Source organism: Azotobacter tropicalis, from assembly GCF_059739045.1.
This window is the reverse complement of sequence record NZ_AP046059.1, coordinates 2,932,377-2,957,684: the sequence shown is the minus strand read 5'-3', so window position 1 is coordinate 2,957,684 and position 25,308 is coordinate 2,932,377. Positions and strand designations below refer to the sequence as shown.

At 67.1% G+C, this 25,308-nt stretch carries 15 protein-coding genes and 2 pseudogenes; 8 read left to right on the top strand and 9 right to left on the bottom strand.

The genetic code is table 11. The annotated features are described in order from the left end of the window. Nucleotides 1–61: 61 nt before the first annotated feature. From recD to Atro_RS14010, 5 genes and pseudogenes are all read right to left on the bottom strand, one after another. On the bottom strand, nucleotides 62–2,134 hold the full coding sequence (gene recD, locus Atro_RS14030; RefSeq protein ID WP_497923198.1) for an exodeoxyribonuclease V subunit alpha: 2,073 nt from the start codon (nucleotides 2,132–2,134) through the stop codon (nucleotides 62–64). Beyond that, on the bottom strand, nucleotides 2,131–5,838 hold the full coding sequence (gene recB, locus Atro_RS14025) for an exodeoxyribonuclease V subunit beta (protein WP_497923196.1): 3,708 nt from the start codon (nucleotides 5,836–5,838) through the stop codon (nucleotides 2,131–2,133). Before recB ends, recD begins: the two co-directional genes overlap by 4 nt. Next, the gene (gene recC / locus Atro_RS14020; RefSeq protein ID WP_497923194.1) at nucleotides 5,835–9,293 is read right to left on the bottom strand and encodes an exodeoxyribonuclease V subunit gamma; all 3,459 of its coding nucleotides are present in this window, start codon (nucleotides 9,291–9,293) and stop codon (nucleotides 5,835–5,837) included. The genes recB and recC overlap by 4 nt, the downstream gene beginning before the upstream one ends. 133 nt (nucleotides 9,294–9,426) lie before the next feature. Further along, nucleotides 9,427–10,760: pseudogene (gene nhaA, locus Atro_RS14015) on the bottom strand (Na+/H+ antiporter NhaA). A gap of 183 nt (nucleotides 10,761–10,943) precedes the next feature. After that, nucleotides 10,944–11,267 (bottom strand): Arc family DNA-binding protein, encoded by a 324-nt coding sequence (locus tag Atro_RS14010; protein ID WP_497923192.1) that lies wholly within the window; start codon nucleotides 11,265–11,267, stop codon nucleotides 10,944–10,946. A 276-nt stretch (nucleotides 11,268–11,543) separates the two neighbouring features. On the opposite strand from Atro_RS14010, the gene trhA reads away from it, so the two are divergent. Then, entirely contained in the window at nucleotides 11,544–12,161 is a 618-nt protein-coding gene (trhA, locus tag Atro_RS14005) for a PAQR family membrane homeostasis protein TrhA (protein ID WP_497923190.1), read from the top strand. Between the two features lie 90 nt (nucleotides 12,162–12,251). Here the strand turns inward: trhA and Atro_RS14000 are convergent, their stop codons facing one another. Together Atro_RS14000 and Atro_RS13995 are read right to left on the bottom strand one after the other, a co-directional pair. Then, nucleotides 12,252–14,273: a glycoside hydrolase family 97 protein gene (locus tag Atro_RS14000; protein ID WP_497923188.1), complete on the bottom strand. Its 2,022-nt coding sequence runs from the start codon at nucleotides 14,271–14,273 to the stop codon at nucleotides 12,252–12,254. Between the two features lie 572 nt (nucleotides 14,274–14,845). Further along, a complete protein-coding gene (locus tag Atro_RS13995) occupies nucleotides 14,846–16,468 on the bottom strand; it encodes a carbohydrate porin (RefSeq protein ID WP_497923187.1) in 1,623 nt (540 codons plus the stop codon). A 262-nt stretch (nucleotides 16,469–16,730) separates the two neighbouring features. On the opposite strand from Atro_RS13995, the gene Atro_RS13990 reads away from it, so the two are divergent. The 5 genes and pseudogenes from Atro_RS13990 (at nucleotide 16,731) to Atro_RS13970 (ending at nucleotide 23,091) form a co-directional block, all read left to right on the top strand. Next, on the top strand, nucleotides 16,731–18,014 hold the full coding sequence (locus Atro_RS13990) for an MFS transporter (RefSeq protein WP_497923186.1): 1,284 nt from the start codon (nucleotides 16,731–16,733) through the stop codon (nucleotides 18,012–18,014). 98 nt (nucleotides 18,015–18,112) lie between these two features. Beyond that, a pseudogene (locus Atro_RS13985) lies at nucleotides 18,113–19,590 on the top strand (glycoside hydrolase family 32 protein). Between the two features lie 98 nt (nucleotides 19,591–19,688). Next, complete coding sequence (locus Atro_RS13980; protein ID WP_497923184.1) at nucleotides 19,689–20,687, top strand: LacI family DNA-binding transcriptional regulator; 999 nt, start codon at nucleotides 19,689–19,691, stop codon at nucleotides 20,685–20,687. 233 nt (nucleotides 20,688–20,920) lie between these two features. After that, complete coding sequence (locus tag Atro_RS13975; RefSeq protein ID WP_497923182.1) at nucleotides 20,921–21,892, top strand: tripartite tricarboxylate transporter substrate binding protein; 972 nt, start codon at nucleotides 20,921–20,923, stop codon at nucleotides 21,890–21,892. 227 nt (nucleotides 21,893–22,119) lie between these two features. Further along, the gene (locus Atro_RS13970; protein WP_497923180.1) at nucleotides 22,120–23,091 is read left to right on the top strand and encodes a tripartite tricarboxylate transporter substrate binding protein; all 972 of its coding nucleotides are present in this window, start codon (nucleotides 22,120–22,122) and stop codon (nucleotides 23,089–23,091) included. A 64-nt stretch (nucleotides 23,092–23,155) separates the two neighbouring features. On the opposite strand, the gene Atro_RS13965 is transcribed toward Atro_RS13970, so the two are convergent. Then, nucleotides 23,156–23,419, bottom strand: a complete 264-nt coding sequence (locus Atro_RS13965) for a hypothetical protein (RefSeq protein WP_497923177.1) — start codon at nucleotides 23,417–23,419, stop codon at nucleotides 23,156–23,158. Next, nucleotides 23,392–23,706 (bottom strand): TetR/AcrR family transcriptional regulator, encoded by a 315-nt coding sequence (locus tag Atro_RS13960; protein WP_497923175.1) that lies wholly within the window; start codon nucleotides 23,704–23,706, stop codon nucleotides 23,392–23,394. The genes Atro_RS13965 and Atro_RS13960 overlap by 28 nt, the downstream gene beginning before the upstream one ends. A 119-nt stretch (nucleotides 23,707–23,825) precedes the next feature. Between Atro_RS13960 and Atro_RS13955 the strand changes: the two genes are divergently transcribed. Together Atro_RS13955 and Atro_RS13950 are read left to right on the top strand one after the other, a co-directional pair. After that, complete coding sequence (locus Atro_RS13955; protein ID WP_497923173.1) at nucleotides 23,826–24,482, top strand: glutathione S-transferase family protein; 657 nt, start codon at nucleotides 23,826–23,828, stop codon at nucleotides 24,480–24,482. Between the two features lie 132 nt (nucleotides 24,483–24,614). Continuing rightward, complete coding sequence (locus Atro_RS13950; RefSeq protein ID WP_497923171.1) at nucleotides 24,615–25,307, top strand: DUF3313 domain-containing protein; 693 nt, start codon at nucleotides 24,615–24,617, stop codon at nucleotides 25,305–25,307. Nucleotide 25,308 lies beyond the last annotated feature (1 nt).

The following is a 25,308-nucleotide window of genomic DNA, read 5'->3' as shown; positions in this document are numbered from 1 at the left end:
TCCGCTAGAAAAAGCAACCGCCGGGTCCGCTTCCGGCGGTTGCTCCCCGCACCGAACGCGCCTACCCCTGCAACGCCTCGACCAGCCCGCTTCTGCGCTCCACCTGCCGCCTGACCGCCTCGTCGAACACGCCACGCCGGGTTTCGATCAGGCTGAACCAGTGCCGCGCGCGGGTGATGCCGGTGTAGACCAGCTCCTTGGTCAACACCGGGTTGAGGGTGTCGGGCAGGATCAGCGCGGTGTGGGCGAACTCCGAGCCCTGGGACTTGTGCACGGTCATGGCGAACACCGTCTCCACCGCGCTCAGCCGGCTGGGCAGGATGTAGCGCAGCCCGTCCGAGCCGTCGTTGCGCGGAAAGACCACGCGCAGCACCTTCTGCTCCGGCGCGTCGGGCTCGGGCAGGCGCAGGGCGATGCCGATGTCGCCGTTCATCAGGCCCAGGCTGTAGTCGTTGCGGGTCATCAGCACCGGACGGCCTTCGTACCAGCCCTGGTCGCCCTCGAGCAGGCCGCGCTGGCGCAGCGCCGCGGCGATGCGCGGGTTGAGCCCTTCCACGCCCCAGGGCCCCTTGCGCACGGCGCAGAGCAGCTGGAATTCGTCGAAAGCCTTGAGCACCGCTGCGGCCCAGTGCTTCCAGTCATCATGGTCGGGCGGGCAATCGTCGGCCGGGCGCGACTCGCGCAGCACCCTCAGGTAATGGGCGTAGCCCTGCGGCTTGCCCTCGTCCTGCGCCGGCAGGCCGTCGAGCACCAGGCGCTCGAAGGCCCGGTCCGGCTCGCCGCGCAGGCGCAGCACCTGCAGGTCGCGGCTGCCTTCGGCGAGGATGGTCCGCGCAGCAGCCGCATCGCGGGCATTGACCGCGCGGGCCAGGCGGCCGATTCCCGAGCCGCTGCCGAAGCGCCGCGAGTGGCGCAGCATCACGGTGCGCTGGGCCAGCGGCCGGCACCCGGCGTCGCCTTCCTGAAGCGCCGGATCGGCGAGGACTTCTCCACCGACCGCCTCCAGCCACGCGCGGGTTTCCACACTGTAGAAACCGCCCTCGGCGTCGCGGCACAGATCGCCGAGCAGCGCGCCGGCCTCCACCGAGGCGAGCTGGTCCTTGTCGCCCAGAAGGATCAGCCGGGCATGGCGCGGCAGGGCGTCGAGCAGGCAGGCCATCATCTCCAGGTCGATCATCGACGCCTCGTCCACCACCAGCACGTCCAGTGGCAACAGGTTGCCGGCGTGATGGCGGAAGTGGCGGCTGTCCGGCAGGCTGCCGAGCAGCCGGTGCAGGGTGGTGACCTCGCTGGGAATGGCCTTTTTCACCGAGTTATCCACATTCAGCGAGGCGATCTGGGCGCCGATGGATTCGGTCAGCCGCGCGGCGGCCTTGCCGGTCGGCGCGGCGAGGCGGATGCGCAGGGTCTGGCCGGCGGCCAGCGCCGAGGCCTGCAGCAGCGCCAGCAGGCGCACCACGGTGGTGGTCTTGCCGGTGCCGGGGCCGCCGGTGATCAGGCTGAAGCTGCCGCGCGCGGCCAGGGCGCAGGCGAGCTTCTGCCAGTCGGTCTGGCGCACGCCGTCGACCGCGAGCGGCGCGGGGAAGAGCTGGCCCAGCCGGGCGGGAAGGTCCGCCGGCAAGGCCGGCGCATCCTGCAGCCGCGCACCGATCGCCGCCGCCACCGCGCGCTCGTAGTTCCAGTAGCGGCGCAGGTAGAGGCGTTCGCCGGCGAGTACCAGCGGCGCCTCCTCGCCGACCCCGTCGACGGCCACCAGGCGGCTGGCGGCCAGCGCCGCCTGCCACGGGGCCAGCCCGATGCCGGCGAGGATCTCCGAGGGCAAGAGGCTGGCGCGCGCGGCGTCCTCGCCTTCCGGCGGCAGCGACAGGGCGAAGTCCGGATTGGCCAGGGTCGCCGCCAGGTCAAGGCAGACGTGGCCGTGGCCGAGCTGGTGGCTGGCCAGGGCGGCAGCGAGCAGCGCCAGCGGCGGGCAGCCCTCGTCCAGCTCGCCGAAGAAGCCGGCCAGGGCGCGGTCCAGGGCGCGCAGCCAGCCGCGCTCGACCCAGGCGTCGAGCAGCGCCAGCAGGCTGGCGGCATCCTGCAGGGCGGCCGGCGGTGCCGCGCTATCCAGTCCCAGGGACAGTTGCTCGCTCATGCCGGAACCTCCACGTTCTTCCCCTTGAACAGCGCATCCAGCGTCTCGATCAGTGCGCGCGGCGGGCGCACGTGGTGGATGCCCTGCCCCGCCGTGCGGCTGCCGCGCAGGAACAGATAGAGCGCGCCGCCCAGGTGCTCGTCGTAGTCGTAGCCGGGCAGGCGCGCCTGCAGCTGGCGATGCAGCGCCAGCAGGTAGAGCACCGACTGCAGGTCGTAGCGCTGGCCGGCGACCGCCGCCGCCATCGCCTCGGCGGTGTAGGCGGCATCGCCCTCGCCCAGCCAGTTGGACTTGTAGTCGAGCAGGTAGTAGCGCCCGGCGTGCTCGAACACCAGGTCGATGAAGCCCTTGAACATGCCGTTGAGCCGGTCCTTGGCCAGCGCCGGGCGCGGCAGGCCGGGCAGCACCTGATGCTGGACCAGCGCGTCGAGGCGGCGCACGTCGACGCCGCGCGCCTCGAACCAGAACTCCAGCTCCGGCTGGTACTGGCCGAGCCCGGCCAGCGCTGCGCGGGCCTCCCCGCCGAGCGCCAGGGGCGTGGTCAGCAGCTCGAGCAGCCAGTCGGCCAAGGGCTCGATCCATTCGGGCATGCCGCGCAGCTGGCAGCGCCGAGCGATCAGCTCGCGCAGCCGCGCGGGTTTTTCGGCCAGTGCGGCGAAGCCCTCGCGCCCGGCCATTTCTAGCAGGCCGTGGAGAAAGGTGCCGGGGTTGGGGCCGCGCGGGAAGCGGTGCAGGGTCGGCGTTTCGCCCGCACGCAACGGCACGAAGACGCTCACCCGCTCGTCGTCGGCGGCCTTCTGCGCCGCCGGGCTGTCCGGCGCGGCGTCGTCGAAGCGGCTGGCCGGCGCCTGACCGGCCGGTACGGCGATCGCCTCCTCGCCGGCGTCGGTGCGCAGGGCGCTGTAGGAGGCGATCCACCAGTGCTCGGCGGCGCGCCGTCCGGGCGTGCGCCAGTGCGGCTTGCTGTGGCCGGCGGCCTGCTCGACGAAGCGCTCGTGACTGGCCTCGGGCACTTTCAGCACCGCGCTTTCGCCGGCCACGTCGAGCGGCGCCAGCCACTGCTCCAGCGCGGCGCTGTCGGCCAGCGGCGCACCGCCGCCGAGCAGGTAGCCGAGCGCCGAGTCGTGCAGCCGCGATTTCTTGGCAGTGCCGACGCAGAGGTCGGCGATGCCCAGCCAGCAGGCGTGGCGCGCACGGGTCAGGGCCACGTAGAGCAGGCGCAGCTCCTCGCCGAGGCGTTCGCGGTCGGCGCACGCCACCTCCGCCTCGCCCGGGTTCAGCACCAGCCGGCGGCGTTCGCCGTCGTGCACCTGCAGCGGCCCGCCGCCCTCCACCGCGCGGAAGGCGCAGACGAACGGCAGGAACACCAGCGGGTATTCCAGGCCCTTGGACTTGTGGATGGTCACCACCCGCACCAGCGCCGCGTCGCTCTCCAGGCGCAGGATCTGTTCCTCGGCGGCCTGGATCTCGCCGGCCAGCAGCTCGGACAGGTGGCGGATCAGCGCCTGCTCGCCGTCCAGCTCGGCGGCGGCGCGCTGCAGCAGCTCGGCCAGGTGCAACAGGTTGGTCAGCGCGCGCTCGCCGTCGGGGCGCGCCATCAGCCGCTGCGGCAGGTCGAAGTCGTGCAACAGCTGATGGAGCATCGGCAGCACGCCCTGGCGCTGCCAGCGCTGGCGGTAGCCGCGGAACTGCATGACGCGCCGCTCCCAGATGCGCTCGTCCTGGTTGAGCTGTTCCAGCTCGGCCAGCGCGAGGCCCAGGCTGCGGCTGGCCAGCGCGGCGCGCAGCGGGCGGTCGACGTCCGGCTCGGCGCAGGCGCGCAGCCAGAGCAGCAGGTCGCGCGCCTCGGGGCTGGCGAACACCGAATCCTTGTCCGACAGGTAGACGCTGCGCACCCCGCGCGCGGCCAGCGCGCTGCGGATCGCCTCGGCTTCCTTGAAGTCGCGCACCAGGATGGCGATGTCGCTGGGGCACAGCGGCTGCAGCCGCCCGTCCCGGGCGAAGCCCGCCTGGCCCTGCTGGCCGAGGGTCAGCAGCCGGGCGATCTCGCCGGCGGCGCGTTCGGCCATCTGCGTGCGGTAGGCGCCGCCGGGCAGCGGCGCCTCGCTCGCCAGATGCCAGAGGTTCAGCGCCGGCGGCGCGCTGCCCTCGACCTGCCAGATTTCCTCGCGGCCCTTGGCGCCCACTTCGAAAAACGGCAGCGGATTGGCCGCGCCGTCGCGGAACAGGAAGGCGCCATGCCCGGCCTCGCGCTGCTCGGCCAGGCGGAACACCCGGTTGACCGCGGCGACCAGCGCATGGCTGGAGCGGAAGTTGGTGTCCAGGTCGTAGTGGCGGCCGGCGGTGGCCTGGCGGGCGCGCAGGTAGGTGTGGATGTCGGCGCCGCGGAAGGCGTAGATCGCCTGCTTGGGGTCGCCGATCAGGAACAGGCCGCCGTCGGCGCGGTTGCTCTCGATGGCGTAGATGCGGTCGAAGATGCGGTACTGCAGCGGGTCGGTGTCCTGGAACTCGTCGATCAGCGCCACCGGGAACTGGCCGCGGATCACCTCGGCCAGGCGCTCGCCGTTGTCGCCCTGCAGGGCGTCATCGAGGCGGGTGAGCATGTCGTCGAAGCCCATCTCGGCGCGGCGGCGCTTTTCCTGCTCGAAGCGCCGGCAGACCCAGGCGGCGGCGTGGCGGCGGGCCGGCGCGTCGGGATCGGGCAGCGCCTTCAACCGCTGCTCCAGGGTCTCCATATCCTGCAAGGCCTGCAGCACCGAATCGCTGAGCACCAATTCGACGCCTTTCTTACAGGCATCACGCAAACCTTCAATCTTGAAGCGTTTGAAATAGTCATCTTTGAAAGACAACTCGCCCGCCTCGCTGCACCAGTTGCGCAGCATATCGAGCCGCGGGTTGTAGATACCCGGCTTCAGCTTGTTGCCATTGAATTTGCCGGCGCTATAGGCCTCGTCGAACATGGCTTGCAGCTCATTCAGCCAGCTACGCCAAGGCTGCTTGATGCGCTCCAGATCGGCCTGCCTGGCAGCCAATGTGCTTTCCAGCAGCGCGCCGAGCGGCTCGGCCGGCAGCGGCTGCGCCTCGCCGAGCAGCGGGCGCAGCTTGTCCTTGAGCAGCGTATCGGGATGCTGCCAGTGCTCCATCACCCAGCCCAGCGCCGCGCCGGAGAGCGGGTAGCAGTGCCGGCGCCAGTAGTCGCGCACCACCTCGGCCATCAGCTCGCCGTGGTCGGTCTCCAGGGTCTGGGTGAACAGGCTGCCGCTGTCGAAGGCGTGCTCGCGCAGCATGCGCTGGCACCAGCCGTGGATGGTCGATACCGCTGCCTCGTCCATCCACTGCGCGGCGATGTCCAGGCGCCGCGCGCAGGCCGGCCAGCGTTCGGGGGCGAAGTCGCCGCGCAGCTGCCGGAGCAGTTCGTCGCCCGGCGCCTCCTCGCGGAACACCCCGGCCGCCTCGACCAGCCGCGCGCGGATGCGGTCGCGCAGCTCGCGGGTGGCGGCGTCGGTGAAGGTCACCACGAGGATCTCCGGCGGCAGCAGCTCACGGGCAAAACCCGCCTCGCCGCCATGGCCGAGCACCAGGCGCAGGTACAGGGCGGAGATGGTGAAGGTCTTGCCGGTGCCGGCGCTGGCCTCGATCAGCCGGCTGCCGTGCAGCGGGAAACGCAGCGCCAGCGGGCGTGCGGCGGTCATCGGCAGGTTCATGCGCGGGCCTCCTCCGTGAGTTCTGCGGGCGGGTGATCGAGCAGCGACTGATAGAGGTCGCGGCTCCATTCGTAGAAATCGCCATCGGCGACCAGATCGTCGAAGGTCGGGTACTGGCGCGCCAGGCTGGCGCTGCCGGCCGCCTCGCCGCCGTGGTTGTAGCCGCCCTCGTAGGCCTTGCGCGCGGCCTCCGCGGCCTTGTTCTCGTCGCCCGCGCCCAGCCAGGCGATGGCGGTGTTCAGCGCCACCGGCAGCGGCGCCTCCAGCCCGGCGCGCCAGCCTTCCAGCCACAGGCGGAGGATCGCCTGCGCCTTCGCCTGCTCGAGGGGAGCGAACTCCAGGCTGGCATCCTCGCCGACCAGCAGGGTGGTCAGCGGCACGGCGCAGGCCGCGGCGGCGACATGCGCCACCCAGGGCCGCAGCAGGCGGTGCCATTTCCAGCCGTCCTTGCCGCGCCGGAGGTCGCCGGGCTGCAGCTCGATGCGCGCCAGCGTACCGCCGGCGTCTTCGCGCAGGCCGCCGAGCCAGCCGGCCAGCTCGACGCCCTTATGGGGCTCGGGCTGCAGCGCTTTGGGCGATTCCAGCCGCGTGGGCCAGCGGGCGCAGAGGTCCCGATAGCGCTGCATCTGCGCCGGCAGCGGATTCAGCAGCTGCTCGCGCAGGCGCTCGCCGAAACCGGCCAGCGGCAGCCGACCGCTGCGCTGCAGGCGCAGGGCGGCGGCCTCGAGCGCCGGCCCGACCTGCGCCGGGTCGTCCTCCAGGGCCAGGCTGGCGGCATCCAGCAGGGTCTGGCGCAGCTGGTGCAGCTCCAGGCCGGCGAGGCCGAAGGGCTCCTCGTCGAGCTGCGCCTGCAGCTCCTCGTCCAGGTGCACCTTGAGGCGCTGGGTGAAGAAGTGCTTGACCGGGTCGCGCAGGAAGTTCTGCAGGGTTTCCAGGGCCAGCGCGCCGTCCGGCTCGAACGGCGGCAGCGCCTGCGCCGCCGCGGCCTGGCCGTCCTGGCGGTGCAGCGCGGCCCATTCGCGGGCGTAGCTGAACAGCGCGCCGTCGCCCGCGAAGTAGCGGCGGCTGAACGGCTGCAGCGGGTGCTCGGTGGTCAGCGCGGCGAGCAGGTCGCCGCCGCCGGCGAGGCTCCAGCCGCTGGCGAGATGGTCGCGCAGCTGGCCGAGCAGCACCGAGGCCGGACGTTCGGCGTTGTCGCGGATGCTGCGCCCCACCCAGCTGACGTAGAGCTGCTCGCGGGCGGCGAGCAGCGCCTCGAGCAGCAGGTAGCGGTCGTCCTCGCGGCGCGAGCGGTCGCCCGGGCGGTAGTCGCCGGCCATCAGGTCGAAGTCCAGCGGCGTCACGCTGCGCGGGTAGTCGCCGTCGTTCATGCCGAGCAGGCAGACCACGCGGAACGGGATGGCGCGCATCGGCATCAGGGTGCAGAAGTTCACCGCGCCGGCGAGAAAGCGCTGGCTCAGGCGGCCCTGGTCCAGCAGGCCGAGCCAGGCCTCGCGCACCACGCCGAGCGGCAGCGGCTCAGTCAGAGCGACCCCGGCGCACAGCTCCAGCCATTCCTCCAGCGCCTCGCCGAGCTGGCCGAGCAGGGTCTCGTCGCGCTCGCTCTGCGCCAGGAAGAAATCGCCAAGCATGGCCTGCAGGATGCGCCCCCACTCGGCCGGCGCGGCGGGCCGGGCCAGGCGCCGGTGCAGGGCGTCGAGGGCGTCGAGCAGCCGCACCAGCGGGCCGATCAGCGCGGCGTCCAGGCCGCCGATCTCGTCGTAGGGCTCGATCCCGGCGCAGGGCGCGCCGCGGCCCACCGCGTAGCCGAGCAGCATGCGGCGCAGGCCGAAACGCCAGGTGTTCTGCTCCAGATCGGCCGGCAGGCCGAGGCCGGCGCGGCGCTCGGCGTCCAGGCCCCAGCGGATGCCGGCGCCCTCGATCCAGCGGCGCAGGGTCGGCAGCTCGCTCGCCTTGATGGCGAAGCGCGCGCGCAGCGCCGGCACGTCGAGCAGGTCGAGCACCTCGCTGACGGTCAGCCGGCCTTCCGGCAGTTTCAGCAGCTGTTCGACGGCGATCGGCAGCGGATCGCAGCCGCGCTGCCCCTGGTCGGCCAGGGTGAAGGGGATGTAGCGGTCGTCGTCCTGGGCGTACTGGCCGAACACCGCCTGGATGTGCGGCGCGTAGGCGTTGACGTCCGGGACCATGACAATCACCTCGCGCGGGCGCAGGCCCGGGTCGGCGGCGAAGCGCGCCAGCAGCTGGTCGTGGAGGATCTCCACCTCGCGCTGGGCGCTGTGGGCGATGTGGAAGCGCAGCGAGCGGTCGGCCTTCGGATCGACCGGCGGCCACTCTTTGCGGGTTTCCTCCCGGGTGCGCAGGTGGAGGATATCGTCCTGCAGCTGGCCGAGCAGGTGCTCGGGCTTGGGGCAATCCTCCTCGTCGAACAGGTCGATGCGCCCGCCGAGGATGGCGAAGCGCTCGCGGTAGTGCTCGGGATCGTCGTACATGTCCAGCAGGTTGATGTAGTCGCGGCCCTGCTTGCCCCAGGCGGCCAGCAGCGGATGGGCGTGCTGGTGCAGGTCCTCGGCGGACAGCCCCAGCGCCATGCCGCCCTTGCGCTGCTGGCGGCGGTACTGATGGCGCAGCAGGTCCTGGTCGGGAACGATGTCGCCCCAGTGGTAGCGGCAGGGGTTGTGCACGCAGAGCAGCACCTGGCTGAAGCGCGCCAGGGTGGCCAGCGCCTCGAGGGCCTGTGCCGGCAGCGCGGAGATGCCGAACACGATGACCCGCCGCGGCAGGCCGGGCGGCGGCGCGTCAAGGCCGCGCAGGCGCTCGACGAAGCGCAGATGCACGCCGGCGCGGCTGGCCGCCACCGCGTCCCGGCCGACGTCCTCGAGCAGCGCGCGCCACAGCGCCGGCTGCCAGCGCGCCGCCGCGTCCAGGGGCCTCGCGCCCTGCCGCGAGGTGCGCAGCTGGTCGCGGCCCTCGGCCCAGTCGGCCAGCCAGTCGGCGCGGTACACCTGGTACTGGTCGAACAGGTCGGCCAGGCGCTCGGCCAGCTGGTGGCGCTTGCGCAGGTCGGCATCGTCGGCGAGGAAGCGGCGCAGCGGGGCGAACGCCTCGCCCTCCAGGAGATCCGGCAGCAGGCGCATCAGCCGCCAGGTCAGCGGCGCCTTGTCGAGCGGCGACTCCTGGGGAATGCCGGCGCTGCCCAGCACCGTGCGGTAGCTCTGCCAGAGAAAGCGCGCCGGCAGCTCGACCTGGATCGCCGCGGCGATGCCGCAGCTGTCCTGCCCGGCCAGCGCCAGCTTCAGCCACTGGGCGATGCCGTTGCTCTGCACCAGCACCACCTCGTTCTCCAGCGGCGCCAGCGGATGGCGCTGCATCCATGCCACTGCCAGCTCGCGCAGCTCCTCCAGGCGGTTGCCGTGCACTACCATCAGCCCCGCAGTCAGCCCCTCGTCACCCTGCATGCCCTGCTCCCTTGCGCAAAGAAGGGCGCCATTGTGCCACTCGAGGGCGACAGCGGGTGTCGCGTCCGACCGCCGCCGGCGAGATGGCAAGCAGGCAGCCGCGCGCCAAGTCCGCGACCGTTCTCCGGGTGCGTTACAGGGCTGGGTTTTTCGGGCGGGTCACTCGGAACAGGAGTATGAGGCCTGCGGCGGCGGAGAAGAGCGAGGCGAGGAAAATCCCCAGCTTGGCTTGATTGATCAGGCTTTCGTCGAACGCCAGGTTGCTGATGAACAGCGCCATGGTGAAGCCGATCCCGGCGAGGATGCCGCCACCGGCCAGCAGCCTCCAGTCAAGTTCCGCGGGCTTCAGCGCGCCCAGGCGCAGCGCCAGCCAGGTGAAGGCCAGGATGCCGACGGGCTTGCCGAGCGCGAAGCCGACGAACACCGCAACGGTGACGGAGCTGCCGAGATCGCCCGGGGACAGCGGCACCCCGGCATTGGCGAAGGCGAAGAGCGGCATGACCAGATAGGCGATCCATGGATGCAGGACGATCTGGATCCGCTCGGCCGGTGCCAGGGTTTCGCGCGCCGCGGTTTCCGCCAGGCGCAAGGACTGCCGGTCCCGGGTTGCGCCACTCCCCTCGTTGCCGGCCGGATGGGCGACGACCCGCTCGAGAATACGGTACAGGCGCTCGTCGCTGACCCAGCGGCCAGTGGGCGTCATCAGCCCGAGAAGCACGCCGGTGATGGTCGCATGGATTCCGGAGTGGTCGACGGCGAACCAGATGAAAACGCCGGCCAGGATGTAGAGCGGCATGCTGCGGATGCCGACGCGAGCCATCAGGCGGACCACCGCGAGTCCCACGGCCGCGGCAGCCAGCGCACTCCAGACCAGGTTGTGGCCATAGCCGATGGCGACCACCAGGATGGCGCCGATGTCGTCGACGATCGCCAGCGACAGCATGAAGATCCGCAGGCTTTGCGGAATCCGGGATTTCAAGAGCGCCAGGCAGCCGATCACGAAGGCGGTATCGGTGGCCATGACCGCACCCCAGCCCGCCTCGCCGGGCTGCCCCGACTGCAGGAGCAGGTACAGCGCTGCCGGTACCGCCATGCCCCCAGCGCCGCCGAAACCGACAAGGCAGCCATGCGCGGATGGCGCAACTCGCCCAGGACCAGCTCCCGCTTGAGCTCCACGGCGACGAGGAAGAAGAACAGCGTCATCAGCCCGTCGCTGATCCAGTCTTTTATGGAGCGGACCAGCTCCAGCGAGCCGATCCGGAGTCCCAGCGGAGTTTCCCACACGCCCAGAAAGGCCTCGGCCCAGGGCGAATTGGCAAGCCCCACGGCGCTGATCGTGAAGAACAACAGAATGGCAGCGGCGACGGCCTCGATGCGCAGGAAGCGAGCCAGCGGTCTGGTCAGTCGTTGTACGGACTCATGCGGCAGTTGGGCGGAATCGGAGCTTCCCTGCTGCGCTTCGGGCATGGCGTGCGTCCTCGGATGTTGGCTCAGGCCGTCGGGAGTCCGTCGGCGTCTTTCGTTTGCCAGGAAAGGGACAACCGGCTCGGGCATGGCTTTCGGGCTTGAACCGACGGCATCTCAAGGCGATACGGATTGCTGCCAACCCGGCGGTTGCTGCCATCGCCAAGACGCCGATCCAGGCGAGGGTCAGTGCCTGGACTTGCTTTCTTCCGATGGGCGAGGTGCAGCCAGCTTCGCCTCCAGGATCTTTTGCGCATCCTGAAGGGCGTTCTGCACCTGGTTGAGATTTTCGGCAGCGCTAAGGCCGGCTTGCAGCACGGTGCTCAGCTCGACCATCAGCGCGTCGCGGGTGGCCTTGGCTTCGACGATATCCTGGCGGGCGAAGGTTTCTTCCAGCCGGGCGATGAGCTCGGCCGTGGCTGATCGATGGTTCTCTCTGGCAGCCGCCGTGAGTTTGGCTTTCAGCCCGTCCGGAAGACGGAGATTGAAGTGCGAATCTGTGTGGCTCATGCGGGGCCTCGATCTGGATGGTGTTTGTGGGACTATTTCCTGGAGTTGGCCGCCACCTCGCGTCCCTGGCTGTCCAATTCAGTATGGCAAGCCGCTCGAGGAAATGTGCCCCGGCTGACCCGCGGTCCGGGCCACGGGGCAGTGCAGTGCCGCCGGACTGGCAATCAGACGAGGCCCAAGGCCGGTGGCTGCACTATCCTGTGCATAACAGCCACGGCGGATGTCCAACCCAAGCGGATACCGATTGCTGAATGCATCGCCACTGAGGTGCACGGTATGTATCACGGTGAAAGATTCAACGCCTGGACCCATTTGGTCGGCGCGGTCCTGGCCCTGGTCGGCATGATCTGCCTGCTGGTGGTGGCGAGCCTCGACGGCGCGCCGCAGAAGATCGTCGCCAGCGCGATCTACGGCGTCACCCTGCTCGCGCTCTACAGCATCTCGACCATCTACCACAGCCTGCGCGGGCGGGCGAAGGCGATCCTGCGCAAGCTCGATCACCTCTCCATCTACCTCTTGATCGCCGGCAGCTACACGCCCTTCTGCCTGGTAACCCTGCCCGATGCCTGGGGCTGGTCGCTGCTGGCGGCCATCTGGAGCCTGGCGCTGTTCGGCATGCTGCAGGAGTTCAAACCGCAGTCCGAGGCGCGAATTCTCTCGCTGGTGATCTACGCGGTGATGGGCTGGCTGATCCTGGTGGCGGTCAAGCCGCTGCTCGCCAGCCTGGGCAGTGCAGGCTTCGCCTGGCTGCTGGCGGGCGGAATCGTCTACACCGTGGGCATCGTCTTCTTCGCCTTCGACGAACGCTTCCGGCACTGGCACGGCATCTGGCACCTGTTCGTCCTGGCGGGCAGTCTGCTGCACTTCGTGACGATCTTCTTTTATGTGGTGTGAAGCGAAGAGGGAAGCCCGGGCAGTTCCGCGAACTGGTAATTAGGAGAGAGTTGCAAGCCCGAGTCATCCCGGGCTTGCTTATATGAAGAATTAAAGTTTGATAAACCGGATAGCGGCACCACCGCCAGGTTTCAGATCCAGGCTGAGCACAGTCTCTCGACTAACGGTCTGGGAAACGATTTCGATCGCTTCGGGATTATCGCGCCAATCGGCGTTGGCAGCGTCGCAGTAGATCTCGGCGCGATATTGCACAGCAGGTTCCAGGAACGATAGATCCACCGGCAACATTCTCGCGTCTTCATTGGTAATCGCGCCCAAGTACCAATCGCTGCTGTGTTTATCCTGACGTGCCATAACCAAGTACTGGCCGATCTCACCGGCGAGCGTTTTACTGTCTGACCAGTCCGTTGGTACATCATCGATAAATTTGAAAGCAGGTTTGCCTTCATAATTTTCTGGCAGGTCTGCGGCCATCTGCAATGGGCTGTAAAGGGTGACATACAAGGCCAGCTGATTAGCCAAAGTGCTGGGCACGCGGTTGTTGGGTCGATGTTTTTTGTAGTCGAAATTGAAAATGCCCGGGGTAAAGTCGGTAGGACCAGACAGACCGCGGGTAAAGGGAATAATCACCGTGTGATTTGGCAGGTTGCCCGTATCGGGGCTACCGCCGTTGTATTCCATACCGCGCACGCCTTCGCGTGTCATCAGGTTGGGGTAGGTACGACGCAGCCCGGTATCTTTAACGGTTTCGTGCGCATTCACCATGATGTTGTATTTGGCTGCCGTCTCGACAACTTTCTGGAAGTGGCGCACCATAAATTGCCCTTGATGCGATTCCTTGCCATCCAAGCGAGGACCTACATAGCCCATTTTCACCGATTGAATTCCCTGTTTTTTATAGTAGGCAAAGGCTCGTTCCATCTGCGCCTCGTAATGCGCTACACCCGCTGCAGTTTCATGATGACCAATCAAGCGCAAACCCTTTGACTGGGCATACTCGGTCGCAGCGTCGATATCGAAGCCGACCACAGGCTCATCAAACACGAAGGTTGGTTTGCGCTTCCACCACTCGCCTTCCCAGCCCTTATTCCAGCCTTCGACCAGCACGCCGTCGATATCATGTTTGGCGGCAAAGTCTATATACTGCTTGACACGCTCCGTGGTCGCACCTTGATCCTCACCCGGACTCCACGATTTGTTACCGATGTGCATCTCCCACCAAACCCCCATGTATTTGCCCGGCTTCACATAGGATGAAACGTCACCGAGCTTGTTCGGCTCGTTCAGGTTCAATACCAAATCAGAATCGAGCAAGTCAGCCGCGCTATCGGCGATTTGAATCGTGCGCCATGGCGTCTCCAGCGGTGTTTGCGCATAGACACGGGTTCCATCAGCCCAAGGAACCAGATCCGCCTTGAGGGTAATGTGATTTTCGGCGGTATTGCGCAGTGTCATGCCGGCGTAGTCGATAAGCGCTGCTTCGTGCACAGCGATAGCGACATTGTCTTCGACGCCGGTCAGAGTTAACGGTGTATGCGCCACATCGATACTGCTGAGCGCAGAGTTCAGATATTGATACTCATAGTCCTGCTCACGGTATGCAGGGATCCACCAGGCATGGTAATTCCGTGCAAAGGCGAATTCGGTCAATTCGTCCTCAATGGAAAATTTATCCAGCTGCTCTTGCTTGGGTATGACATACCGGAAACCGACACCGTCATCAAACGCGCGAAAAACCACTTCAAATTTGCGCTTCAGCCCTGTTTTTTCAGCCAAGTAGAGGTGTAGCTCATTGTGCTCGTCGCTCACGGCGGCACGCTCGCCCCAGACTGGTTGCCACTGCTTTCGCACTGTCTCCTGGTCTGCTTTTACAAGCTCCAAATCACCTGCCAGAGCGGGCTGGCCCTTTATCGCAAAGCCAAGTTTGGAGGGTTTGATAATAACCTTATCCTTAAAGCTGATGGAGTACTCCAGGCCAGCAGGCTGGTTATTCACACTCACCCGGATGCGACCATCCGGCGACGACAATTGTTGCTGATCAACCTGTTCGGCAAAGGCACCAAACGTAGTGGACAACAAGAAAAAGGCTAACAGCTTATGGCGTGAAAACATCTTGGCTTCCTATTGTTAACATTATTGGTTGCAATATGCCTGCTTCCTTTCGCATTACTCTCCAACGCAGAATTCAATCTCAGAACCGAAACAAACCGAAAAACAGAAATTGCAAGCCGAGCGTCAGAAACCGAACTTGCAAGTTAGGGCTAGCTTTGCCGACCGGTGCGCCATTGCCCTTCTTTCTGGAGCGAAGCGAGAGCGCGCGAATACTTCTAGAGTGGAAGCTAGAAGTGAAATTTCCCCTGACTCTGCAAGCACCGGTACGTAAAACCGTGGAATCTCGGCGCGGAGACAGCGCGTTCAGCTGTAGGGTTTATAATTTTCAAAAGTCTGATCTGTCGCCGCTTCTTGTTATTTTTGAACCTTACCGGCCATAGAGGCCTTGATGAGGCTGTGGCCAGCATAACTTTTCATCAACTAAGTTAACGTTAACTTAGCACCTGCAAATTTGTTTGCCAACCGGTTTTCATAGGGCACCCGTGCCAGACTTGCTTCCTGAGTAGGGAAAAGGCCAGCCATGCCACACTGCAGAGTCGTGGCACCACAAATCGAACTTTCAATTCGCATGCTTAGAACCAGGTTTCCATTTGCACCCCAAGCTGCCAAACACCACCGGATTTGAAACCTTTCTGCCCGAAATCGTCCTTGGTGCTGAAATCGTCAAGATCCTTGGCCCAATTCATATAGGTGGCGAACAGGCGCAGTTCCGGGCGCGTGAAGAAGTCTCCGGTTTCCGCCTTGAAGGTCGGCGCGAAGGTGATCTTCCAGAAGTCGCCGTTGGCCGTTTGCCGGCCATCGTAACCACGCGCATCGAGGTCCATGGTCTGCCAGGTAAACTCGTAGAGCATTTCGAAGTTGCTGCTCAGCTCGTTGGCCAGCCGTACATTGAAGGTCAGATAATTGTAATCGTCGTCGGGCACATAGCGGTTCTTGCTCTTTTCGGCAATCAGGGCCGGTGCGATTCGCCAATCGCCGTTCAGACGAGTATGGCCATAGATCGCCAGGCGCAGCGTTTCGGCTTCATCGAGCAGTTCGCCATCGCCGCCGATGGTATTGACCTCCCCTCCCAGCCCCTTGCCGTACAGCAGCGCGGTCTTGAAGAAGCCTTCACCACCGAAAAAATCCGGCCGGTGATAGGCGAACATGCCATGCCAGCCCTTTTCACCGGGACTGAACCCCGCCTTGTTCACCCGGCTGTCCTCGTCGGATAGCTTCCGCTTGTCGCCGTTCAGCTTGTCATTGTTCTGGCCCGAAGAAATCGCGCTCAGCATGAGTTGCCAGCGATCGTCATCGAAATACTGGTTGAGGGTGGCGACATAAGTCCTGATGTCCTTGTTCGTCTCCGTGCCGAAATCGCCGTAGGAGCGACTCATCAGCGAGGCATTGAGGCGCCAGCCGTCGGTCGGCCGCACGTCGTAGATGCCGCCACCGGTTCCGGCCAGAAACACGATGCCCCGGTCGAGCCAGTGGATATCGTAGTTGTCCCGGTCGAAACGCTTGCCGGCCCAGATGGTGGCGTCGCGCAGCATGGGAATATCCTGGAACGACGCCAGATGGCTGAGCTCGGCATATACCTGACGCACGTTGAGCGAACTGTCGCCCGAGGTCCAGTCATTGGGGGTTTCCACCCCGTCGGCGATCGCAAACATGTACTTCGAGCGCGTACCGTTGCTGGCCTGGGTTTCCTTCGAGAATTTCGCCTCCACGTAGGTGTCGACCTCATTGCCGAGCCGGCCGACGGAACCACCTATCGAGCCGGCGGGGGTCACGTTGGGGCCGCCACGACCGCCGCCGCTTCCATTGGTCATCATGCCGGAACGGGCATAAGCGCCAAAGGAGAAGCCCTCCGTCAGGTCCTCGATCGAGTCCAGCGAAGACGCCAGCGTCGAGGTGCGGGTCTCCAGGGACTGCTGGCGCGCCTCGATCTGGGCCACGCGCGCGCTGAGCGACAGCGACGACTGCATGTCTGCCGGAAGACCGCCGAGGGCGAACTGCCGATTGAGCTGCTCGACCTCCCTGCGCAGCCGACCCGCTTCGGCTTCGGCCGCCACGGCCCGCGCCTCGGCGACGGCGGCCCTGGCCTCGAGCCGGGCGAGACGCTCCTCGACGCTCGGCGCCGGTGCGGCAAGTAGATGGGTGGAGAGAAAAAGCAGGGACAAGCCCGCCCAGGGGCGACAGGCCGCGGAATGCATGGGTCAACCTCTTGTTCTTGTAGTAGGTACTGCCAGGACGCCTGCGAACCGGCCGTTCCCTCGCGCACCGCGGGCGACCCGGAAGGCCCGGATCGGCAAGTCCCTGCTGCGCACTGGGCAACGGAAAGCGGCCCTTGGCGACATCCTCAACGCCTGCTCACACTCCCCGACCGAACGATTACGCTTGACAGCAAGCCGGCGGGAGTAGCGTAATACGCTTCGATGTTAACGTTACCTCAAATAAAAACAAGAGGGTTTTTCCATGCATCTCCCCTTCAAGCGCGAGTACTGGCTGGTCAGTGGTCTGCTGTTCTTCTTCTTCTTCGCCTGGTCGTCGAGCTATTCGCTGTTCTCGATCTGGCTGCACCGGGTCATCGGCCTGAGCGGCACGGAAACCGGCTTCATCTTCGCCGCCAACGCCATCGCCGCGCTGCTCATCCAGCCGTTCTACGGCGCCCTGCAGGATCGCCTGGGCCTGTCCCGCAAGCTGCTGGTCTGGATCGGCGTGCTGCTCGCCTGCGCCGCGCCCTTCGCGATCCACGTCTATGCCGGACTGCTGGCGCACAACGTGATGCTCGGCGCCCTGGTCGGCGCCGCCTTCCTGGCCTTCGCCATGCTCGCCGGCGTGGGCGTCATCGAGTCCTACACCGAGCGGCTGTCGCGGCATGCCGGCTTCGAGTTCGGCACCACCCGGATGTGGGGCTCGCTGGGCTGGGCGGCCGCGACGGGCGTGGTCGGCGTGGTGTTCAACATCGACCCGGACATCGCCTTCTACATGAGCAGCGCCGCCGGCCTGGCGTTCCTGCTGATCCTCTCCCGGCTGGACATGGACGCCTTCCGGAACCATGAGGCGCAGGGCAGCGAGTCCACGCCGGTATGCACCACCGACATCCTGCAGCTGCTGCGCCTGCCGCGCTTCTGGGCGTTCAGCCTGTTCCTGACCGGAGTCGCCGGGATCTACATGATCTATGAGCAGCAGTTCCCGGTGTACTTCGCCTCCTTCTTCCCCACCCCGGAGGAAGGCACCCGCGCCTACGGCTACCTGAACTCCTCGCAGGTGCTGGTCGAGGCCGTGCTCATGCTGTTCGCGCCCTGGGTGGTCGCCCGCACCGGCGCCAAATACGGCCTGCTGCTGGCCGGCGCCATCATGTTCGTGCGCATCCTCGGCTCCGGGCTGGCCACCGAGGCCTGGACCGTCGGCGCCTGCAAGATGCTGCATGCCATCGAGGTGCCGATCCTGCTGGTCGCGGTGTTCAAGTACATCTGCGTCAACTTCGACGCGCGGCTGTCGGCCACGCTCTATCTGGTCAGTTTCCAGTTCGCCCAGCAGCTGACCGCCATGCTGCTGTCGCCGGCGGTGGGCTACGGCTACGACAGGATCGGCTTCGCCAGCGTCTACCTGCTGCTGGCCGGCCTGGTCGGCGTCTGCCTGCTGCTGTCCTGGTCGCTGCTGCGCGCCGATCCGTCGCGCAAGACTTCCCGGACGGTAGACAGCGCCCTGGAGCTGCCGGCCATCGCCCAGGCGGCCAACCATTACGAACCCTAGTGGGGAAAGGCTTCCGAAAAAGCCACTTCGCCTCGTCCCCGTCCCGGCGGGGAGGAGGCCCGCTCAAGACCTTCCCACGCACCCTCAAGGATCACGACATGCCGGTTGATCTACTGGACGAGGCGCAGCGCGCCCTTGAAGCAACCCTGCCCGAGCGCGGCGACGACTACCGCCTCGGCTACCACCTGTCGCCCCCGCCGGCTGGATGAACGACCCGAACGGACTGGTGTATTTCCGCGGCGAGTACCATGTCTTCTACCAGCACCATCCGTACTCACCCAAGTGGGGGCCGATGCACTGGGGACACGCCAGGAGCGCGGACCTGGTCCACTGGGAACATCTGCCCATCGCCCTGGCGCCCGGCGATGCCTATGACCGGGATGGTTGTTTTTCCGGGTCGGCCGTGGTGGAAGGCGACACGCTGTACCTGATCTACACCGGGCACCGCTGGCTCGGCGAGCCGGGCAACGACGAACAGGGCATGCAGCAGGTCCAGTGCCTGGCCAGCAGCACGGACGGCATCACCTTCACCAAGCACGGGGCAGTGATCGAAACGGCGCCGCACCCCGACATCATGCACTTCCGCGACCCCAAGGTCTGGCGGTGTGGCGATCACTGGTGGATGGCGCTCGGCGCCCGCCAGGGCGACGATCCGCAATTGCTGCTCTACCGCTCCCGGGATCTGCGCCAGTGGCAATGCCTCGGTCGTGCCCTGGAGGGTCGGCGCCAGCCCGACGGCTACATGTGGGAGTGTCCGGACCTGTTCGAGCTGGAGGGGCGCGACGTCTTCCTGTTCTCGCCGCAGGGCCTGGAGCCCGAGGGCTACGAACGCTGGAACCTGTTCCAGAACGGCTATCTTCTCGGCCGGCTGGACGAGAACGCCCGCTTCGTCGCGGAAACCGAACTGCACGAGATCGACCACGGCCACGACTTCTACGCGGCACAGACCCTGCTGGCGCCGGACGGACGCCGCCTGCTCTGGGCGTGGATGGACATGTGGAACAGTCCGATGCCGAGCCAGGCCCACCACTGGTGCGGCGCGCTGACCCTGCCGCGCGAGCTGAGCCGCGACGGCGACCGGCTGCGCATGCGTCCGGCCCGCGAACTGACGGCGCTGCGCCAGTCCCGGCAGGCGCTGGCGATCGGCACGCTCGAGGCGCAGAGCCGCCAGCTCGAGGTGCGCGGCGCCCTGCTGGAGCTCGAAGTGGAGCTGGAACTGGCCGGCAGCACCGCCGAGCGCTTCGGTCTGGCCCTGCGCTGCAGCAACGACGGACGGGAGCGGACCCTGCTGTATTTCGACGCCATGGCCCGCCGTCTGGTGCTCGACCGCCAGCACTCGGGCGCCGGCGTGAGCGGCGTGCGCAGCGTGCCGGTGGCGCCGGGGCAGACGCGGATCGCCCTGCGCATCTTCTTGGATCGCTCGTCCATCGAGGTGTTCGTCGACGACGGCGCCTACAGCCTGAGCAGCCGCATCTACCCGCGCCCCGACAGCCTGGGGGTGAGCGCCTTCGCCGTGAACGGGCGCGGGACGTTCGGCGCGGGGGCGGCCTGGAGCCTGGCCGACCTGAAGCTCTGAGCGATCTCATTGCGCCATTGGTGCCGCCTGCCGCCGTGTTGTCATGCTTTCGCCGGGCATGACATCATGCCCGGCCATACAGGCAATGGCACCCGCACATGGCTTCGGTCAAAGATGTCGCACGGTTGGCGGGGGTTTCCCCGATGAGCGTGTCCCGAGCGATCAACACCCCGGAAAAGCTCAACCCGGAAACCCTGGCGAAGATCCGCCAGGCCATCGAAGCCCTGGGCTACGTGCCCAGTCTTTCCGCCCGCAAGATCCGCGGCGGCCATTCCAGCGGCAAGACCATCGGCGTCTTCGCGCTCGACACGGCGACGACCCCCTTCGCCGTGGAAATGCTGCTCTCGGTGGAACGCACCGCCCGGGAACACGGCTGGAACGTCTTCATCCTCAACGTCTTCGAAATCCCGCTGAACCCGCAAACCATCGAGCTGATGCTGTCGCACCGGCCGGACGGCATCGTGTTCAGCGCCATGCAGCTGCGCGAACTGGAGATTCCCCCGGCGCTGCGCAGCAAGCCGCTGGTGCTGAGCGGCTGCATGAGCACCGGGCCCGACGTCGCCTGCTACGTTCCCGACGACACGGACGGCCAGTACCAGGCCGTGCGCCAGGCGCTCGGGCGCGGCTATCGCCGCCCGCTGTGCATCAACCTGCCGCGCCACAGCCTGGCCTGGAAGCTGCGCCAGCAAGGCCTGTCGCGCGCCCTTGCGGAGGCCGGCATCGCGCCGGACAGCGTCCGCCAGTACGACCTGTCGACCGACGACGCCTACGGGGAAACCATCGCCGAGCTGGAGCGCCAGCTGAACGAATCGCACGGCAGGCCGGCCTTCGACCTGCTGGTCTGCGGCAACGACCGCATCGCCCTGGTCGCCTACCAGTACCTGCTCAGCCGCGGCCTGCGCATCCCGGCCGACGTGGCGGTGCTCGGCTACGACAACATGGTGGGCGTCGCCGAGCTGTTCTATCCGCCGTTGAGCACCGTGCAGCTCCCCTACTACGAGCTGGGCCGCCGCGCCGCGCTGCACCTGATCGAGGCGCGCGACGAACCCTTCGTCCACTGGGTGCCCTGCCCCGTCGTGGATCGCCAGTCCTGGTGATGCGAGCCGCCGCCGCGGCACGCTGGCTCCGGATCGGTACGCCCAAGACTCGCGCCAGGCCGGCAGCGCCTGGTTTCGCAATTATGGACACAAGTCTGTCCGCCTCCCTTGCCGCTCCCCGAGAGTGTGATATTTTTTTGACATCATTTTTTTGACCCGCCTTGCATGCTCGGCATTCCTCCCCCTGCTGACCTGCCCCACATGCCCTCACGGAACGAAAAGAAGGCAACCCCATGAAAAGAAGAACACTCCTGCTCGCTACCCTGGCCGTCCCTGCCAGCCTCGCTCTCCAGGGCACGGCCCAGGCCGCCGGCTATCCCAGCAAGCCGATCGAGCTGGTGGTGCCGAACATCGCCACCGGCAGCACGGACATGGTCGCCCGGACGTTCGCCAAGTACGCCGAGAAGCGGATCGGCAAGCCGGTGGTGATCGTCAGGATCACCGGCGCGGGCGGCTACAACGGCTCGCGCGCGGTTCGCGAGGATCAATCCAAGGGCTACAAGGTGCTGCTGACCCACCAGGGCCTCATCGCCAACTACCTGACCAAGATGGCGCCCTACTCCTACGACGGCTTCAAGGTCGGCCCGGTGGTCGCCGAAGACGCCACCGTGGGGCTCTACGTGTCCGGCAAGTCGAAGATCAAGTCGATCAACGACCTGCTCGCCAAGGCCAGGGCCGAACCGGGCAAGGTCAAGGCCGCCACCGAGTACGGCACCTACAACCACTTCATGTTCCTCAAGCTGCAGAAGGAACAGGGCGTGAAGTTCCAGATGGTTGAAATCCCCGGCGACGCCGGCAGGATTCCCGCGCTGCTCGGCGGCACCGTCGACGTCATCGCCAAGATCTATTCGGGCACCGAGGACTACCTCAAGTCGGGCGACTTCGTGCTGCTCGGCGAGCCGACCGGCAAGCGCGCGCCGAACGCGCCGAACGTGCCGACCTACCGGGAACAGGGCGTCGACTTCACCTTCGCGCCCTACCTGTTCACCCTGTTCTTCAACCAGGGCACCCCCGACGACGTCGTGGAGCAGTGGGCGGAGGTCGCCGAGGAAGTGACCGCGGACCCGGCCTACCAGAAAGAGATCGCGGCGCTGGGCATGGCCGTCGCCTACAAGTCGCCGCAGGAAAGCACCGCTGCCTATGGCGCCATCCAGAAGACCATGGCGGAACTGGCCAGCGGGGCGGAGTCCTTCGCCCAGCACTGACGCCGGACGCGCCCGCAGCGGCGCGCTCCCGGGCTCGGGCACCCGGGACGGCCAGCCCCCCTGACCTGAATCTGCCACCGGAGACCTCGAAAACGGCTCCCTACCGCGGCTGAGCCTCCGCGACCCGCGGCTCGGCCAGCCATCGCCATCCGCCGGCCCCGGCCTTAGGCCGGGGCGGCCATGACGCCTGCAACACACCTACATCCAATAACAAGAAGGTGAAACACATGAAAAAAACCACACTCTTGCGTGCCACCCTGGCAGCCGCCATCGGCCTTGCGCTCCAGGGCGCGGTCCAGGCCGCCGACTATCCGAGCAAACCGGTCGAGCTGGTGGTGCCGGCCGCCGCCACCGGCGCTTCCGACCTGAGCGCCCGGGTCTTCGCCAAGTACGCCGAAAAGCTGCTCGGCAAACCGATGGTGGTCGTCCGGATCGACGGCGAAGGCGGCTACAAGGGCTCGCGCGAAGTCCACGAGGACCAGTCCAAGGGCTACAAGCTGCTCTATACCCACCAGGGCCTCGTCGCCAACTACCTAACCAAGGTGGCGCCCTACTCCTACGACGGCTTCAAGGTCGGCCCCACGGTCGTCGAGGACGCCACCCTCGGGCTCTACGTGTCCGGCAAGTCGGGGATCGCCTCGATCGGCGACCTGCTCGCCAGGGCCAGGGCCAAGCCGGGCAAGCTCAAGGCCGCCACCGAATACGGCACCATCAGCCATTTCATGTTCCTCAAGCTGCAGAAGGAGCAGGACGTGCAGTTCCGGCTGATGGACACCGGCGGGGACGCCGCCCGGCTCGCCGCGCTGATCGGCGGCACCGTCGACGTCATGGCCAAGATCTATTCGGGCACCCCGGAATACCTCCAGTCGGGCGACTTCGTGCTGCTCGGCGAGCCGACCGGCACGCGCGCGCCGAACGCCCCGAACGTGCCGACCTACCGGGAACAGGGGGTCGACTTCACCTTCCCGGCCTACCAGTGGACTCTGTTCTTCAGCCAGAACACGCCCCAGGAGGTCGTCGACACCTGGACCGGAATCGCCCAGCAGGTGACCGCCAATCCGGCCTATCGGAAGGAGATCGAGGCGCTCGGCATGGCCTGGACCTACCGGTCGCCGCAGGAGAGCGCCGCCGCCTACGCCGACACCCAGGAGGCCTGGGCGGAGCTGGCGAGCGGAACGGCGGCCGTCGCCCAGCAGTGACGCCCGGCGGCTGCCCGGCGCCGGTCTGCGGCGGCGGGCCGCCGTGCACAACGCCTGGCCGGTCCTACTCCAGCAAGGCCAGACAACCGCTCTGGCAGGCCGCCAGGATTTCCTCGGCCAGCTCGAGGTCGTCGACCGCGCGGGCCAGGGCCAGCCCGCCGATCATGCCCACCGCGACCTGCAGGGCGCGCCGCCGCGTATCGCCCGCCGCCGGCAGCCCGCTCTCCAGGCGGGCCACGAACGCCGCGAGCAGACGGGTGTAGCTGTCGCGGATCGCGGCGTCCTGGCGGGCGGCGTCGCTCACCATGAAGGCCAGCGGGCACTGCATGCGGCTGCCGTCCCGGTGGTCCGGATGCAGGTAGCTCTCGACCAGTTGCGCCAGGCCCCGGCCCGCTCGAACAGCAGGCCGCCGCGGCGGGCCGCCACCTGGATCGCCTCCCGGTACAGCTCGGCCTTGGAGGCGAAGTGGTGATAGAAGGCGCCGCGGGTCAGGCCGGCGTCCCGCACGATCGCCTCGATGCTGGTCTGCTCGAAGCCTTCCAGGGCGAACAGCCGCGCCGCACTGTCCAGAATCCGCTGGCGGGTCGCGGCACGCTGGGTGGCAGGCCAGGACATAGGCTTTTCTCCTCGGTGTGGGGCGCCGAACGGCAGTCTGCCAAAGACGCACTTTATGTTCTTGAACATAAGGTCGCGACGCTCAGTATGCGAGTCTTCCCACCCCTTCGGAGCACTCCATGTCACTGCACATAGTCGGCCCGGGCTTCAGCACCTTCGTCCGCAGCGTCCGCCTGTACTGCGAGGAAAAGGCGCTGGACTACACCTACGGCCTGCAGGTGGACGGCAAGCCCGTTGCCCTGCACAGTGCCGAGCACCTGGCTCTGCATCCCTTCGGCAAGCTGCCCGTGCTGCTGCACGGCGAACGGCGGATCTTCGAAACCGCGAGCATCTGCCGCTATCTCGACGCGGTCTTCCCGCAATCCTCGCTACAGCCGCAGGACGCGGCGCAGCGCGCCGAGGTCGACCAGTGGTCCGCCGCCCTCGCCCTCTACGTCGACGAGCGGCTGATCCGCCGCTACCTGCTGCTGGTCGCCTCGCCGGTCCGCCCGGCGTCCCCCGTCGATCCGGCGGCCGTGGCCGCCGCCGAGCCGGCGGTCGTCGAGACCCTGCAGCTGCTCGCCGGCCAGCTCGGCGACCGGGCGTTCTTCTGCGGTGCGCGCTACAGCATGGCCGACGCCCTGCTCACTCCCATGCTCGACTACCTGCAGCAGCTACCCGCCTCGGCGGCCTGGCTGGAACGGCAGCCCGGCCTGCACGACTACCTGCAGCGCATGCGTCAGCGTCCGTCGGGGCAGAAGGTCCTCGGCCGACCGGACGCGCCAGGCGGCGCCTGAGCGGCCGGCGGCACGCGCCCGTGCCCGGCTTGCAGTCCGTCGGAATCGCCGGACGCCGAGCCGGGACGTTCTAGACTCGATCACCCAAAGGCAGTGGTTTCATACACATGGAAAGCTCGCGGGAGACCGATCATGCGTTTCTGGAAACTCACGGTTGTCGCCCTGGCGCTCGTCAGCGCCGCCTGCAGCAACATCCCCTCCTCGGAAACCCGCCATTCGGGCTTTCTCGGCGACTACAGCCGGCTGGTCAAGGACCCGTACTGGGACAACAGCGAGTACTGGGTCAAGCCGGACCTGAACCTGCGCCGGGACTACGACAAGAAGATCGTCCTCGATCCGGCCCGCTACTACGTGGATGCCGCCACCCAGGCGGTGATCCGCGAGCGCCCCGAGGAAACCGCCAAGGTCCTGGCCCATCTCGACCAGGCCATCCGCCGCGAGCTGCAGGCCGGCGGCTACCAGCTGGTGACCTCCGCCGACGTGCGCAGCCTGCGCGTGCGCCCGGCGATCACCGGGCTGATCCGCAACGCCCGCGACATGAAGGTCGGCGAATACCTGCCGATCGGCTTTCTGATCGGCGCCGGCATGCAGCTCTCCGGCGTGCGCGACCAGCAGGTACGGATCTTCTTCGAAACCGAGATCCGCAACGCCAGGACCGGGGAAATCCTCGGCCAGTCGGTCAGCGCCGCCAGCGGCAACGAGGTTTCGCCCTCGGCCAAGGCCAGCGCCAGCGACACCTACCAGGCCCTGGACGACTGGGCCAGGCAGGTGCGCGAGCGCCTGGACCGGGCCTATGCCGAAACCAAGGGCCAGGCCTCGCGCTGAC

Bases quoted from the DNA above. Each gene is read 5' to 3' on its own strand.
- Atro_RS13990 (WP_497923186.1), top strand. From the start codon at position 16,731: ATGCATCTCCCCTTCAAGCGCGAGTACTGGCTGGTCAGTGGTCTGCTG.
- recC (WP_497923194.1), bottom strand. From the start codon at position 9,293: ATGCAGGGTGACGAGGGGCTGACTGCGGGGCTGATGGTAGTGCACGGC.
- Atro_RS13950 (WP_497923171.1), top strand. From the start codon at position 24,615: ATGCGTTTCTGGAAACTCACGGTTGTCGCCCTGGCGCTCGTCAGCGCC.
- recB (WP_497923196.1), bottom strand. From the start codon at position 5,838: ATGAACCTGCCGATGACCGCCGCACGCCCGCTGGCGCTGCGTTTCCCG.
- Atro_RS13955 (WP_497923173.1), top strand. From the start codon at position 23,826: ATGTCACTGCACATAGTCGGCCCGGGCTTCAGCACCTTCGTCCGCAGC.
- Atro_RS14000 (WP_497923188.1), bottom strand. From the start codon at position 14,273: ATGTTTTCACGCCATAAGCTGTTAGCCTTTTTCTTGTTGTCCACTACG.
- Atro_RS13970 (WP_497923180.1), top strand. From the start codon at position 22,120: ATGAAAAAAACCACACTCTTGCGTGCCACCCTGGCAGCCGCCATCGGC.
- Atro_RS13980 (WP_497923184.1), top strand. From the start codon at position 19,689: ATGGCTTCGGTCAAAGATGTCGCACGGTTGGCGGGGGTTTCCCCGATG.
- Atro_RS14010 (WP_497923192.1), bottom strand. From the start codon at position 11,267: ATGAGCCACACAGATTCGCACTTCAATCTCCGTCTTCCGGACGGGCTG.
- Atro_RS13960 (WP_497923175.1), bottom strand. From the start codon at position 23,706: ATGTCCTGGCCTGCCACCCAGCGTGCCGCGACCCGCCAGCGGATTCTG.
- trhA (WP_497923190.1), top strand. From the start codon at position 11,544: ATGTATCACGGTGAAAGATTCAACGCCTGGACCCATTTGGTCGGCGCG.
- Atro_RS13965 (WP_497923177.1), bottom strand. From the start codon at position 23,419: ATGCAGTGCCCGCTGGCCTTCATGGTGAGCGACGCCGCCCGCCAGGAC.
- Atro_RS13995 (WP_497923187.1), bottom strand. From the start codon at position 16,468: ATGCATTCCGCGGCCTGTCGCCCCTGGGCGGGCTTGTCCCTGCTTTTT.
- recD (WP_497923198.1), bottom strand. From the start codon at position 2,134: ATGAGCGAGCAACTGTCCCTGGGACTGGATAGCGCGGCACCGCCGGCC.
- Atro_RS13975 (WP_497923182.1), top strand. From the start codon at position 20,921: ATGAAAAGAAGAACACTCCTGCTCGCTACCCTGGCCGTCCCTGCCAGC.